Source organism: Thermogutta terrifontis (assembly GCF_002277955.1).
Classification (GTDB): Bacteria; Planctomycetota; Planctomycetia; order Pirellulales; family Thermoguttaceae; genus Thermogutta; species Thermogutta terrifontis.
Genome location: NZ_CP018477.1, coordinates 3,877,453 through 3,892,736 on the forward strand (window position 1 = coordinate 3,877,453; position 15,284 = coordinate 3,892,736).

9 protein-coding genes are annotated in these 15,284 nt (G+C 56.6%); 4 read left to right on the forward strand and 5 right to left on the reverse strand.

Annotated features, from left to right (window positions below; all coding sequences use genetic code 11):
* Positions 1–33: 33 nt before the first annotated feature.
* Positions 34–1,605, reverse strand: coding sequence for a twin-arginine translocation signal domain-containing protein (locus THTE_RS14415; RefSeq protein WP_157732123.1), 1,572 nt, complete (start codon positions 1,603–1,605; stop codon positions 34–36).
* A 190-nt stretch (positions 1,606–1,795) separates the two neighbouring features.
* On the opposite strand from THTE_RS14415, the gene THTE_RS14420 reads away from it, so the two are divergent.
* The gene (locus tag THTE_RS14420) at positions 1,796–4,714 is read left to right on the forward strand and encodes an outer membrane protein assembly factor BamB family protein (protein WP_095416086.1); all 2,919 of its coding nucleotides are present in this window, start codon (positions 1,796–1,798) and stop codon (positions 4,712–4,714) included.
* 94 nt (positions 4,715–4,808) lie between these two features.
* On the opposite strand, the gene THTE_RS14425 is transcribed toward THTE_RS14420, so the two are convergent.
* The gene (locus THTE_RS14425) at positions 4,809–5,393 is read right to left on the reverse strand and encodes a thermonuclease family protein (RefSeq protein WP_095416087.1); all 585 of its coding nucleotides are present in this window, start codon (positions 5,391–5,393) and stop codon (positions 4,809–4,811) included.
* A 186-nt stretch (positions 5,394–5,579) separates the two neighbouring features.
* Positions 5,580–5,882 (reverse strand): hypothetical protein, encoded by a 303-nt coding sequence (locus THTE_RS14430; RefSeq protein WP_095416088.1) that lies wholly within the window; start codon positions 5,880–5,882, stop codon positions 5,580–5,582.
* A gap of 323 nt (positions 5,883–6,205) precedes the next feature.
* Between THTE_RS14430 and THTE_RS14435 the strand changes: the two genes are divergently transcribed.
* Both THTE_RS14435 and THTE_RS14440 read left to right on the forward strand, forming a co-directional pair.
* Positions 6,206–7,027 (forward strand): ParA family protein, encoded by an 822-nt coding sequence (locus THTE_RS14435; protein WP_095416089.1) that lies wholly within the window; start codon positions 6,206–6,208, stop codon positions 7,025–7,027.
* 565 nt (positions 7,028–7,592) lie between these two features.
* Entirely contained in the window at positions 7,593–9,134 is a 1,542-nt protein-coding gene (locus tag THTE_RS14440; RefSeq protein ID WP_157732124.1) for a BBP7 family outer membrane beta-barrel protein, read from the forward strand.
* Between the two features lie 306 nt (positions 9,135–9,440).
* Here THTE_RS14440 and THTE_RS18065 read toward each other — a convergent pair whose 3' ends face one another.
* On the reverse strand, positions 9,441–9,893 hold the full coding sequence (locus THTE_RS18065; RefSeq protein WP_157732125.1) for a cupin domain-containing protein: 453 nt from the start codon (positions 9,891–9,893) through the stop codon (positions 9,441–9,443).
* 636 nt (positions 9,894–10,529) lie between these two features.
* Between THTE_RS18065 and THTE_RS14455 the strand changes: the two genes are divergently transcribed.
* Positions 10,530–11,663 carry a sugar-binding transcriptional regulator gene (locus tag THTE_RS14455; protein WP_095416093.1) on the forward strand — a complete coding sequence of 378 codons (1,134 nt, stop codon included), beginning with the start codon at positions 10,530–10,532 and terminating at the stop codon, positions 11,661–11,663.
* Between the two features lie 101 nt (positions 11,664–11,764).
* Here THTE_RS14455 and THTE_RS14460 read toward each other — a convergent pair whose 3' ends face one another.
* On the reverse strand, positions 11,765–15,193 hold the full coding sequence (locus tag THTE_RS14460; RefSeq protein ID WP_237260155.1) for an efflux RND transporter permease subunit: 3,429 nt from the start codon (positions 15,191–15,193) through the stop codon (positions 11,765–11,767).
* Positions 15,194–15,284: the final 91 nt, after the last annotated feature.

Consider the following 15,284-nt stretch of genomic DNA (forward strand, 5'->3'; position numbering starts at 1 on the left):
GATGGCACCAATAAATTGAAACGCCTGGTGGGGTCAGGCCTCTTCCACCAGCTCAAAGCCGAGTGCCTGAGCCAGATCGCGGACCGGTTCCGCCAGATCGCCATAAAAGGTAACGCGATGCCATCCTCCGCTCCAACCCAGGAAGAGTTTTTCGAAGTCGCCCGGGACTTCGCAGGCCAGCTTTGTGCGACATGCGCGGTCGATGACCACGTTTTCTGCCGCCACTGCTCGATGGAAGAGAATCTGTTTTCGATCGGCAAAAATCTCCAGGGTGGACGTCATATATCCAACGGGCAGGAACGATCGGACAGATGCGCCCCGGCGATCCTCGGAGTGGGTGAGGATTTCGTAAGGGTTGGCTGGCCCCTGCGGACCGAAAGGCTTCGTGGTGGCCACACAATGCGCGTAGATGATTTGGCGCTTCGAGGAATCGATGACAGGATCCGAGATGTACCCCGGTCGCCGCGCCAAATGATTCATGACCACCATGGTCACCGTGGAATTGAGATCGGCTTCGCAGGCGCCAATCATGCCGGAGTTCAGAAGTTCCACAAATCCCAGGCACGGATAGGCCTTCAGCTTTCCGCTGTAGAAGCCCCCGAGACAGTTGATCGTGATGGCCTCGGCCTGATATTTGTCCAAAAGCGCTTTCTGAGCCAAATAATTGATAGCGGAAAGACGCAGCGTCTCCTCCGGACTGTCGATGATGACTTTCTGCGCCCCTGACTTCCACCGGGCGGCTAGCTCTTCAGCAGCGTTGAGATCGACTTTCTCGGCCGCCTCTGCCATTTCCTCAAAGCTCACCTGATGAACGGTGATTCCCAATCGTTCCCCAATGCTTTTGGCGAGCGCCTCACCGCCACCGCCGACGGCGACGATCCTGGCCTTTTTAATGCTCTCCAAGCAGTCGCCAATAGAGGCCAGCTCCAGCTTATCCTCGACCACCTGGGTCAGTCGCGGTGCAGGAGTCCGTTCCTGCCGAACCCGGTCACATGCCGCGACAAATGCATCCACCCCCTGCGTCTTCAAAATGGGAAAGCACCGGGCGGCAGCGATCAGGTCCTCCGTGTTTGATGAACCGATGAGAGAAAAATTCCTGTACTTTCGTCGCAACTGTGAGCCGTAGACCAAGAAGCCTCCGCTTCCAGCGTAAATATAGTCGGCCAGCAGCATGGGGTGGCCGGACGCGGCAATCCGGTGAAAGACCTGTATCCAGTTGTTCATGTTGTAAACCAGATAGCCGTCGATTTTGTCGGCTTCATGCTGGGCGAGGATTTTGTCAGCGTCCTCGACGCTGTGGGCCACTGTGGGCAGGAACTCCACCTCTGGACACCCATCGCGCAGTGCATTGGTAACACGTTCGATTTCCGGTCGCATATCGTGACCAATGTGCGGCCAGGTGGGGCGGTCCTGCACCAGGGCCCAGCAGGCGAACACCAGTCTTACCCGAACTTTCGGCTGAGAAGCTGTCGCTGTCTCGCTGCTCCAACTCGCTCCGGGTAGCCCGGCGGCCAGTGAGACAGCACCACATCCGGCGCATCCGCGGAGGAATTGCCGCCGATTTAAGCAGCAGTGGCACGCTGTCAAAGACTGTGTACGGTTCATGACTGTTCTCCCTTCGTCCCCGAGTGAGTTTCGCAAATTCCGGCGTGAGACCGGCCCGCAGAATCCTGCTGTTGTGCCCGCGCCGTTCCGCGTCCACTATTGTGCGACGCCCGGCCCGCTGTTTCAATGGTGATGGAATTGTCGGGAATGCAATTTCTCTAACCTGATTAGTGAAGTGAGGTTACGTTCCATGATGCGCGTTCCATTTGTCCTTAAATTTGCGAGGCCCGAGCTGGCAGACGTGCGAGTTGGGGTGCGGTGGCTCGGGCGGCGCAAGGCAAGGTCAAGAGACGGTTGTTGGAGTCACCTGCTGACGGCAGGACTGTTGTTTGGGGTGAGCCTTTCCCTAACTCCGCATCTGGAAGCCAGCGACTGGCCCGTGGCTGGCCATGATGTCCGCCGATCCGGCAGTGCCGAGACGACACTTCGACCACCGTTTACACGGCTGTGGTATCGGCTGTTTACGGACGAAGGGCTCATGTCCGGGGTGCAACCCGTGGTCTACCGAGACAGGCTTTTCGTCGGTACGCTTCGCGGAACAGTTTACGCCTTAGACCGATTGAAGGGCACCGTCGCATGGAAGGTGCATTTGCCTGGGGCGATTCTCCATAGTTGCGCGGCGGACGGCAAGAAGGTATTTGTGCCATGTGCCGACGGTGCTCTGTACGCCCTTGCGGTTCGCGACGGTACCCAGCTGTGGCGATTTCAAACAGGTGCCGCTGTGTGGAATAGTCCCGTGGTCTTTGATGGAAAAGTGTTCTTTGGGGGAAGAGATGGAAAGCTGTACGCCCTGCGATCGGAGGACGGCAAATTAGCCTGGCAGTACACTGTTCACGCGCCGGTATTGGCCAGTCCGGCGATCGATCCAGAACGCCGCCGGGCGTTCTTTGCGGTGGAAGACATGCGTGTGTACGCCTTGCAAGTGGATGACGGCGGGCTTCTGTGGCAGAGCGAGCGTTTACCGGGGGTTACTTTCCGCGGATACTATCCCGTCGTCGCGCCGGACGGATCGGTGATGGTGACCACGGCTCCGCTTTACAGTCAGGAAGAGTTGCAAACGGTGGTCGAGGAAGCTGTTCGGGAAATCTTCGGCGACTACGCAAGCTGGCGGCATTCCGCGGGGGAAAACGCCCGTCTCCGAGATGAGAATTTTCGGCTTCTGGCGCAGCCGGAGACCTACCAGCGTCAGATGGAGTTGATTCGCCGAAAGCTGGAGGACAAGCCTTACTTTCAGACGTTTTTCCTCCTGGACGGTGACACGGGGGCACGTCGTGGCGTGGTCCCCATCGTTTATGCAGAAAGCATGAACGGCACGGGAATGCCCCCGGTCGTTGCTCCAGATAACCGCGTTATTGTCAAGTTTCAGGCTCTGCTTCGCAGCCGCTATCAGCATTATTCCCCATTTTTGAACGTTGGTTACCTGGACACGCGGACCGGGAATATCGAGCCACTTCTGGATGAAAGCCGCACGTATGGCTGGCACGACAGTTTGCTCCTGGTTCACGATGAGCAGTGTTGTTTGGGTGTCGCCGGGACGACGCTGATCAACACCCATCAGGATAACGTCAATGCGTTAGACCTGATCAGTCGCCGGGGCTTTCCCGAACCTTTCTGTTGGAATGTCCACGAGCCCGAAAAAGGCGAGGCCCTGAGTATTTGGACCATGCTGATTCGCGGTGAGCCACTTCCCGTCGGGAAAGAGTGGATCCTGCGCGGAACGGGAGTTTACGGGGGTGGGTCAGTCATCGATGTGGGGATCACGATGGTAGACGACACGTTCTACTATGTACCTACCCATGAAATCAGCGCGGGCTGCGCGATCATTGCGTATCAGATGAAGGAACACGGCGAGGCAAGTCGGAAAACGACGGTTCCGACGGCGAATTTGAGCAGCGAGGAACGCGATAAACTCGCGTCTTTCGACTCTGATTGGGATTTGCTGAGTACGCCCCGGATTGCTCGTCTGGCTCCTGAATTCCTTGAGCTTCGGGAGCAAGCCCGTCGAGAGACACTTTCACAGATTGGACCACCCCCGTTTGTTGATGAGAAACTTATTGAGCAGACGATTTGGGAAGTTCCGGCGGACGCTGGGCAAAGTCCAGAAAAGTATGCCGAGCTGGAGGCTGATATTCGCGGAAAATTGAACCTGGCGGTAAAAGAACTTGTATCCCGTCGCTGGGCCCCATTCGTTTTTCCGGCCGGCAAGCATCCAGTGGAAAGCTACCGCTTTTTCGCTGACCCGTGCGAAACGTTGCTCGCCCTCGCCTACAGTTACCCCTACCTCGACGCAGAAATCCAGCGTTCCGTGAAGGATTGGGTGGTGCATGAACTCCAGCCTGGTGGATGCCTGAATGATCTCTGGAATGATGAACTGAAACTCGATGGCTCGGTATCACGGACCCGTTATGACGTTCCCCGACCACCGCGTCTTGTGCTGGACGACCGCCACTTCGACAGATTGGCGCGCCTCTATCCGTTCTGGCTCTGGACGTATCACACCGGCGATCCGCACCTGGCCGAAAGAGTAAAAGCCAGCCTGGCAGAAATTGTTTCCCAGGGCAGCAAGCCTGCAGATATTGATCTCGGAAACAGCGCCATCGCGGGATGGATTGCGGCGGCACGTTTCGCTCGGCATTTCGGGCTTCCCGAAATTGAAGAGAGGGCAGTTTCCCAGGCCAAGACCGCCATCCGAACGAGGCTTGACTACGAATGGCAACACCCGATTGACGGCCTGTTTGCGGAAGCTCGAACGAGCCGGTGGGTGTGCGCGCGATGGAGAAATCTCACTCCCGAGCTTGCCCGTTTACTCGCCCATTATGCGCGACCGATTCAGGAACGGCTCGTGGATCGCTATGTCGACCATCATCGCCCGACCTGGTGGTTGGCCTGGAATGTCGAGTTGGCGTGGCGGAACGAATCTCCGTTCTCACTGCCCAGCATGGCTCAGGAGATATTCTCGGCCAAGGCGCTTATTTTGCAGACCCCTCCCGACGTGCTTGCAACGTGGGTCGATATACCTTGGTGCTCGGCCGACCTTTATTACATTGAGAAGCTGGCATGGACCATCCGGGCCTGCCGTGGGATAGTCTGGCATCCGCTCACGAATTGATTGTGAACAACCAGTACAAGCTCGCGGGGGATGGGCGATCGTGGATAACGCCGCCGATGCTACCCAATTGTGCGTGGTAGCATGCACCTTTTCATCAATTCCGATGGGATGAATTCTCGGGAAGTGACCAGATTCCCCTCCGGGCAAGTTTTGCTTCTGTTTCCGCAAGGCGGAAGCGTTCCTTCATGATGTGCGAATAGGAATACTGGGTTTCAGCCCGGCTGAAACCGGCGCGGATGATCTCTTCGTTGAGAAGTTTATCGCCAGCCCATACGTATGCCAGAAGCCGACCGTACTTGTCCCGCCGGGGTCCGTCGAATTCCAGCCGCACTTGATTGCCGGCCTGCCGCACCAGCGCAGCCAGATATTCAGCGGCCTCGGGACCATATGGTTCGACCTGAGAGTCCGGTTTCACCGATTCCGGAGCGTCCACGCCGATGAGACGCACTGTTTCGCCGTTGGTGAGGCGAAGGGTGTCTCCATCCACGACGCGTTCCACCGTCAGTACACCTTCTCCGGTTGAAAGGCCGCGATCGGCATTTTGATTGGCGGAGCGCAGACCACGGTAAACAACCAGGATGAGGATGATCAGCAGGAAGATGAGCGAGCGAGAGTCGGGAAAGTTGCGCCGGCGTCGAACAGTCCGCGGAATGGGAAACCTCGGCAGTCGCCGGTTCATAAAAATCCGCCCGAGTGTGTGAATAGATCAAGCTCAAATTACAAGTTCATTCGTGCCTCGAGTTGCTTAAGTTTCGACCGCCGAGCAAGAGGCACAATTCGCCCGTTCGCTTCGATGTGTTCATCCTGATTTGAGCTTACAGGATATCAATGCATCTTATGGGTCTGCAAACGCGGGAGAACCGCATCAGTTTTTGCTGAAGCCGAGGATCTTGCTTGTTTCCCGGCCCAGTGGATCCCGAAGGAATTTTTTCCGGCACTCCGCACAGAGATCAAAGCGAAGGACCTTCTCAGCCGTCTCGAAAGCCTCCTCGCCCAGTTGGTTGAGAGATTCCAGAATCTCCTGAATCTCTTCCAGGTGATCCCGATCGTCGGGCTCGTCGTCGTTCACGGGTTCAAAAGCCGCCCTCACTTCGATTTTCACCTGATACCGAATGTCGCGGTCCGGATCAATCTCCCGCCGACACAGGTCACACACGTAGCGAATCATCGCTGCTCTCCCGACTACGAGGCTCTCAGCGTGGTCAATGGTCGAGCCCTATCCCCAACACTTTCATCCTAATAAGGTGATTGCACGCCAAACAAGTCTCCCGCACGCGTTTTGTCGCGGCAGACCAATGCATGGCTTATACGAAAGCATCGCCCATCTTGACAAGACACAAAACATTTGCTTCTTGTCGCGGCTGATAGCACGACATGAGACGCCCCAATTTGATCTAGGAAGCCGGGCCGCTTCTTCGGTATAATCGGGCTTATTCACGCAGCAGCACAGGGAGCAGTATGCGTCCATCGCCAACCACGGAAGGAGTTACGATGCGGTCCATAGCGATCATGAATCAAAAAGGAGGCGTGGGAAAAACCACCACCGCTGTGAATCTGGCAGCGGCCTTTGCTACCGAAGGTTTTCGCACCTGTCTCATCGATATGGATCCGCAGGCACATGCGTCATTGCATTTCGGCATTGAACCCCAGATTGACATGCTCTCCGTCTATGACGTGCTGGTGCGCGATCGTCCGCTGGCTGACGTCCGACGTAAGATCACTGAAAACTTATGGGTTGTTCCCTCTCATCTGGATTTGGCGGCCGCCGAAGTTGAGCTGGCGGGCGTGGTGGGTCGGGAGGTCATTCTGCGCGATAAGCTTTCCGAGGATCCAGAAAAATTCGATTTTCTGCTGGTGGATTGCCCGCCCAGCCTGGGGATTCTCACGATCAACGCGCTTGCCGCGGTCAACGAGGTGTTTATCCCGCTCCAGCCGCATTTCCTTGCCCTTCATGGGTTGAGTAAGCTTCTTCAAACAATTGAACTAGTAGCTAAACGGCTCAACAGCCGGTTGCGACTGACGGGGATTATCCTTTGCATGTTCGACTCCCACACCCGGCTGGCGCTCGAGGTTTCCGAAGACGTGGGGGCCTTCTTCGGCAATCGCCGCGATGGACGGACTCCCTGGGCGGGCGCCCAGCTCTTTCAGACGAGAATTCGCCGGAACGTCCGGCTCGCGGAAGCTCCCAGTTTCGGGCAGTCAATCTTCCAGTACGCACCGGATTCCAACGGCGCAGAAGACTATCGCAATCTTGCGCGAGAAATCATTGCCCAAACCATCCAGGAAAGGCACCATCTGAAACAGGCCGGATAGCGGCGCCCGGCGGCTGTCGTAAAGCCTCCGTTATTGATCTTGGTGCCCGAGCAGGCAAGACGGAGCGATCTACCGCTCGAGGTGCTTGAACGGCCATCCAAAACCCGCACAACTGGCCTTGTTTTCACGCGGAAAGGGCTGTCCGGTGGCAGGCGGGTGGGTGGCGGATCCTTAAGCCTTCCCTCGCTTTCAGCGCTGAGAAAAACTATAACGACAATACCAAAAACAGCGGTTGTGCCGACGAGGTCGGCTTCGCTTGTCCGAAGTACGTACCAATAATTCCTGCTTTTCCGAACATATGAACGAACCCCCACGTTGATTTCACTCCGCAGGACCTGTTTTTGCGCTGAGTCAGCTATTCCCTGACCGATTCTCATAAATGGAGCGGAAGGCACGTTCAGTTTTCCCATGCGTGCCGCGCTTTCCTGAAGAACCGTTACGTACGCCAATTTGAATCGGGCGCAACACCGGAGACATGAAATCATCGTTCTGCCGAACACACCAAGTGATTGTCGTTTTCGAACACGAGGTGGCAAGAAATACGCATTGCATAAGGATATCTCGGATGAAACGAAATCGCGGTCGGTGTAACGTCCGTTTTGCGGGGTGTTTACTGGCAGGTACAGTGGTGTGGTTCATGCTCTGGGCCGGCTCCCAATGCTCGGCGCAATACGGGCTGACCGCCAGTCCTGATCTGCTCCCCATTTTGGCAGCCCCGGAGAGTGACCCAATCTCGCCGACAACTCCTGGAAGCGGTTCCGCGGAAATGGGTTCCGCAGGGACACCGAATCTTCTACGGCTACCCCCCGTCGCGTCCAGTACCTCCGCGCCAGTCCCATCTGGCCAATTCAATTTAATCCCATCATCATCGGCCGGAGTCTCTCAACCGAACGGTCAGCCGATGCCCCCTTTGCCGCTGCCGACGCCGGAGGATACACAAACAAGCAAGAAGGAAAACCCTTACAAAACGATCGAGCCTTCCAATGGGACGTTGATCGACCGGATGTTGCACGAGGAACAGGCCACGTGCGACCAAAATGGACGAAACGCGCGTCCACGACACATGTGGCCACATCGGAGATGGCTCCTCGAAGAGTGTGATCCACAGCCTCGTGGAGAGTGGTATTGGGAGGGGGCAGGCCTGATTATGGGCCGCAATGATCCCAACCGGGTATGGTTCAGTTACCAGTCGAATAACAACGCCAATGAAATCATGAGCAGCGAACAGGCTCGCACCGCCTGGCGGGGCGGTTGGCTGGCCACAGTGGGGCGTTCCTTCGCATGTGACAACTGGCGGCTGGAGGGCACATACTGGGGCCTGGCCGTTATGAAAGGCGATGCCACGGCCACACATCCGGAATTTGTCAGCAGCACACTGGATTTCACCGACGTCGTTTATGCGGATCCCACGATTCCGGGACTGCCCGTGGATCTTTTTACCGGAGCATACGAACAGGCCCTCTGGAGATCCAATGAAATCCACAATGCCGAGATCAACCTCATTCGGCACCGAATACCCTGGGAAGGTTACCGTGTGGGTGTGGACTGGTTGGTGGGCGTTCGCTATTTCCGGTTCGATGAACGGCTGACCTACGGCTCAAAACGCCACCCAAATGCTTGGGGAAGCCAGCCGGAGTTGGAGGGTTATCTCTCCGATCGGGTTGAAAACAACCTCGTGGGTGTACAACTGGGATTTGATGTGCGCTGGCCTATTTCCGATTGCCTCGTTTTGTCCTGCCGGCCGAAAGTCGGCCTGTACAACAACCACATTCACAACCGGTTTGATGCCTACCGGGGAGATGGCGAACTCTTTGCTCCCAATCCCGATCCACCTGTAGGGACGCCTGTTCCCGGACAGTATCCCGTCGTGTCCTCAGACGATCGATTTTCCGTGCTCAGCGAAATTGAGGCATGCCTCACATGGCAGATCAATCCTCGCTGGAGTGCCTTCGTGGGCTACCGGCTTGTTGCCGTTTCGGAAATCGCGCTGGCCGACGAGCAGTATCCCTTCTATGTGGTTGATATTGTGGACGCCATCGAGCATATCGACTCAAATGGGGATCTCCTGCTCCACGGTGGTGTCGCGGGCGTGTCATTTAACTTTTGAGCTTGACAATTGCCAAACCAGGAGACCCGAGGGGATAGCTAACCCATGCCCAGTTTTTGCAAAAAGCTACATCACGCCACGGGCAAATGTCACGTCGGGGCCATTCATGAAGTCCCCTACCGTTTAACCCGCGACGGAGGCAAGCAGTTGGAATTCAGGAAAGCGGAACTGACAAGCAGATCCCCTGGGTTGAATCTCGCTCCCATGCGAGGGCCTATCGAGCTCCGCCTCCCCATCGCCGGCCGAAAAGTGGGGATGAGTGAATAGGGAATCCTTGTTTCTCGCGTATGATCACTGCGCTTTTCATTATTCGTCGCTAGCTCCGTCGGTTGCGTTCGAGGGTGGCGAGAAACCAGGCGGCGGTTCATCAATGAAGTAAACATCTCGATCAGGCCGTGAGCCCGGGCAGTGGATATTGAGCATTTCCAGGGTCTCGTCGGCAGTGATGAACCGATGAGTTGTGCCAGGCGGGAGGCGGAGAAAATCACCCGGCTCCAGCCGGTAGAACTGGCCGTTGAGAACGGCTTCCCCACGACCTGATAGAACGTAATAGAACTCCTCTGCTACCCGATGGTAGCTGGTGGCCGTCGTTTGATGGGGACCGATCCATACTCGGTAGAACGTCGCGTTCAGCTCTTCCTCTGGTTCAATGAGCGACTGCAATCGGTACGGTCCCAGCAATTGCACCCCTTGCGCCGGGGAGCCCTTTCGATGGATGATTTTGTGACGCGGCAAAGATGATGGAACCTCGTCCGGCATGTTCGCTTCCTTCTTTCTGGTGATTGAATGGCCACCAATCGTGCCGCCGCCACGACAATCATCTTCCGCATGCAGGATCCCCGATCGAGTGGAAGCAAGCGGAGCCCGCGCGTTGTCTGCGTCAGCATCGGCGGCTGCGAAATCGTCTGTCCCGAACCCTCTTATTATGGGCACGCTGAACCGAACGCTGTTATGGTCTCTGCTGCATTCCCGCGTCACATTCGCCATGGAAGGGAAGCCGTTGCGGGAGATGCCCCTCATTGGCGTTGACGCTGCGTCAATAGAGCGCGGGAGCTCCATTGGCTTGATCCAACCGAGATGATTTCGGTTGCTTGGGGTCGGCCCGATGAGTGGATCAAAGAGCCGCCGAATTCGGGGATGTCAAGACGCCGATCAAACGTTAGATGACAGCAAAACATTCGTGAAATGAACTGGGCGGTTGAAGGAACACCTCGTCACGGTTAAAGTGGGTTATCATTGATGTTCATCCCGCGGGCCACCATACCTGCGGTGGGTCCACTTGACTTGTTAACGTTTCATGATCGTTATCCACCTGTAATCGTTCTGTTCCGCACGGTAGTCAGGGATTTTGTCTCGTAAAATTCCGTCTTGTAACCGAGTGAAGGAGACAAGATCTTGAGCCCACGACGTGGAAGTTGGCATCCAGCGCAGGAAAGTGACGAAATAGTCTACGCCATCTGCAACCGGTTTCTGGAGCAGCTTGGTCAGCACTGCAGCGGCAACGCCAAGGATCAGAATGACCGCCGTCGTGGTGCGGCTGCGGCGGTTGCAGCATGGGCGCGCAAGCATCTGGGTCGAGAAGATCTGACAAGGGAACGCATTTACCCGCTGTTCTGGGAAGCGGTGCGACGCCAGTATCTGCTTCTCTGTCCGCCCCGCGAATCGCATCTGGCATCGGAAATTCGCAAAACATTTGGTCTGGAGTCGCTTCCTGAGGACGCCATTCAGGTGGTGAATGTCCGTGGACCGGAAGCTGCCCGAAATGTGAGCGCCGTCGCAGCGGATTTGACGTTTCAGCTCATTCATCGGCTTCGCGGCAAGAAAGAGAAGGTCCACGTGGGATTGGGGGCGGGGTATTCATCGATGATGGTAGCCCGGCGACTTGCCCAGCGGGTTTATTCTGATCTTCAGTGCCCGCCGCTCGTGCTTCATGCGATCTCGGCAGGCGGCTTTTTCATCGATCAGCCGTACAAGGCCCCTGTGACCTATTTCGGGTATTTTTCCGAAGTGATCACTCCTGTGGAGTATGTGGGGTTGTTCTCCGAGCCCCTCGTTTCCCGCGAGGAGTATGACCGGGTGCGGCAAAACCCCAGCGTGCGTCACTCGTTTGAACGGGCCAAGGAGATCGACATTGTCATCACATCCTTCGCTGCAGCTCAGGATGAGCATGGGATGCTGGGGCAGTTTTTGAAAGCACTCCAGCAAGAGGGAACCATCACACAGGCGCAAATCGACACAATGGTGCGGGCGGGCTGGGTGGGCGATGTGCAGTTTCGCCCTTATTCAGCGACTGGTCCCATCGTGGAAGAGTGCCCTGTTCAGGTCGTGACCCTATTTGAAATTGAGGAATTAGTCGCACTGGCCCAGCAGCCGAACAAATATGTCGTGCTCATCGCGGGGCCATGCAGTGAATGCCAGCGGCTGAAAACAGACGCGTTACGTCCCCTTTTGACAAATCCACGTCTCAGGCTGTGGACCCACCTGGTGATGGACCTGGCCACGGCTTATGACTTGCTGCGAAGTTCATAAGCAGCTTCGCGGCGGCATATTATTTCTCGTGCGCGGCGTGAGGCTTTCCCCGGGGCCCAGAATTCGAGCGGCAGAATGCTCATCAGCCGCATCCTATTTCGTCACTCTTCCCTGTTCTCCGACCTACCCTGGTCGCCAGCCTTGGGCGGTAGCGTGATGGCCCCTCCGCGTCGGCGATACAGGAGCCAGTACACAGTGGGAATGACGACGAGTGTGAAGGTTGTCGAGGCGAAGATACCAAAGATGATCGACCAGGCAAGGCCGGAGAAAATCGGGTCAAGCGTGATGACCCAGTTTCCCAGCAGTGTGGTGGCCGATGTCAGGAAAATTGGGCGTAGCCGAACAGCGACGCTTCGGACGATGGCCTCTTTGAGGTCATACCCATCCATCAAACTATGATGGATGAAGTCAATCAGGACCACGGAGTTTCGCACGACAATGCCGGCAAGTCCAATCATTCCAATCATGGCCGTGGCAGTGAAGAAAACGGGATTGGCAAAACCTCCCACCGGTCTATTGGTGAGGATATTGAGGAGCCAAAAGCCAGGCATGATCCCAATCATGGTCAGCGGGATTGCCAGCATGATGATGAGCGGCAGAACCCGAGATTTTGTCTCGAACATCAGGAGAATGAAGATGACCACGAGGGCCACGCCAAATGCGATGCCTAAGTCCCGGAAGACGTCGAGAGTGATTTTCCACTCGCCTTCCCCGGCCCAAACGACGCGATAGCCGTCCGGAACGGCCCAGTAATCTCCGCCACCGGGATGGAACCAGGTGCGTTCCTGCCAGAGCCGCGGGTTGGGTTTCAAATGGGCGAGTGCCGATTGCGTCACACGATCCACTTCCATATCGATGATCGCATCGGCCGGCGGACGACCAGCGATCTCTCCATACACATACACCACCCGTTGCAGGTTCTTATGATAGATCGTCTTGTCTTCGAGCAGGGGGCTTCCGTCCGGATGGGTGGACACAAAGCCGCCCAGCGAGCCAAGTTGCACCAACTGGCCATTCTGGCCGTGGACATAAATTTCCGCGAGATCGTCCTCCGCGGAACGTTCTGAGCGTTTCAGCCGAACAATGACAGGCAATGGATTGACCTCGGAGGGAATATGGAGTTCCGTGGCGGGATAGCCGCTCAACGCCGCTTGGATCGTCTGCGCAATAACCTCTTTGGAGACTCCCGATAACGCTGCCTTCGGCTGGTCGGTTATGAACACGCGCTTGGGCTGATCGGCTTCGGCCGAAATATCCACGTCCACCACGCCGGGCTCGCGCAACATTCGCTCTTCAACTTTCTTGGCCGCTGCAATGAGCTGGAGGTAGTCGGCGTCCGGTGGACCGTATACCTCGGCCGTGATCGTTGCGATGACGGGCGGGCCGGGCGGGACTTCCACCAGTTTGATGTTGGCGTTGGTTTCCTTCGCGATTTTTTCGATATCATGGCGAATTCGCAGGACGATCTCATGTGACTGATGGGCGCGATGATCCTTGTGGAGAAGATTGATTCGGATATCAGCCACGTTACTCCCTTGACGCAGGAAGTAGTGCCGCACGAGTCCGTTGAAATCCATGGGAGAGGAAAGTCCCGCGTAGATCTGGAAATCTTTGACCTCGGGCAGGCCGGCCAGGTATGCGGCGACCCGCCGGGCCACGGCATCCGTTTCTTCCAGCGTTGTCCCCTCCGGCATATCAATCACCACCTGAAATTCATTCTTGTTGTCATAGGGAAGCATCTTGAGAGGGACCACCCGCAATCCCGGGAGCAGCAAGGACGCGAAAAAGAGCACGGCAACCGTGCCGACCACTCCCCAGGCCACCCACGACCGGTTCAGGATTGGACGAAACACCACACTCACAAGTCGGTACACAGGCCGTTTCGTCAAGTCATAGGAAGACTCTTCTTGGGTCTCGTGGTGCTTGGCGCCTTGGAGGGCAAACATGGCCATCCACGGCGTGATGAGAAGCGAAACAGCGAGCGACACCAGGAGAGTCACCGGCACGTTGAGCGCCATGGGCGCCATGTACGGTCCCATCATCCCTGTGATGAAAGCCATCGGTGCAAAGCTGGCCACGATGGCGAGTGTGGACATGACCAGGGCAGGCCGCACCTCCTGGACCGCCCGGAGAACGGCCGGACGGGGCGGTAATATCCGCATCGAAAAGTACCGCGCTATGTTCTCCACGTCCGTGATAGGATCATCCACGAGAAGCCCCAGAGCCAGAATGAGGGCGAAGAGCGTGACGCGGTTGATGGTGTAACCGGCAAGGTAGTTGATGAACAGCGTGACGCTGTAACAAACCGGTACCGCCAGCGCGATGACCACAGCGGCACGCCAGCCGATTGTCAGCCAGATCAAACCAATGACGGTGAGAACAGCCACAACCAGTGCCTCAACCAGTTCGTTGACTTTTTCATTGGCCGTTTCACCATAGTCTCGCGTAATCCTGTAAAACACCCCCGCCGGGAGATGGGTCTTGGCCAGTTCGGCCATGCGCTCTTCGACAGCCCGGGCCACCCAGACGGCATTGGATCCCTTTTGTTTGGCAACTGCGATGGTCACGGCGGGATAGAAATCGACGCCGATCTTTTCCCGGGGAGTGCGGAAATCGGCCGGTGTAATGTGCTCGATGGGAACCTCCGGGTGACGCGATGCCGGTCCGAAACCGATCCAGGTATACGATGTTGGTTCAGCAGGACCGTCGATCACCTCTGCCACGTCCTTCAGATAGACGGGCCGGTTTCCCACAACATTCACAACGAGATTCTGCAGTTCAATGGCATCCTCGACAAAGGTACCCGCCTCCACGATGAACTCTTGTCCCTGTTGATTGAAACTGCCGGCCTGAACGTTGACGTTGCTGGCACGCAGGGCCTGGGCGACCTGGAGGATGGAGGTGCTGCGGGCAGCAAGTTTAATCGGGTTGACCTCCACCCGAATTTGCCGCGGACGTCCACCCACCACGGTCACGCGGTTAGTTTGGGGAACGGCTTTCAATTCGTTCTGAAGTTGCTCCGCGAGACGCCGCAACTCGTAATCGCTGACTTTTTCTGGGTCGCGCGACCACAGCGTGATGTTGACGATCGGAACATCGTCAATTTCCACCGGCTTGATGACCCACGCCTGGACGCTACGCGGCGCCTCATCGATGTAGGACTGGATCTTGCTGTGGAGCTTTACGAGGGAGTCTTCTCGATCCTGACCCACATAGAACCGAACAATGAGAATCGCTTGCCCGGGACGGGACATCGAATAGACGTACTCCACGCCGTCGATTTGATAAACAATTCGTTCCAGGCGATTGGTGATTTGCTGTTCCACTTCCTGCGCGGAGAGTCCCGGTGCCGAAATGAACACGTCCATCATCGGCACCACAATCTGTGGTTCTTCCTCGCGTGGCGTAATCCACAGCGAACCCATACCGATGATGATGGAGATAACCGTTAGCATGATCGCGGAGTCTCCTCGCAGGAAGACATCCACGATACGCGTAAAGAACGGGACCTTTTCCTGAGGACTTGTCACGGTCGAGCCTCCCTTTTTATGTCTGTGTAGTTTCTGGTGGCTTAAGAACTCGCCGCTTGACCCCGATGATAAGTCCCCCGCCCACCCAGTG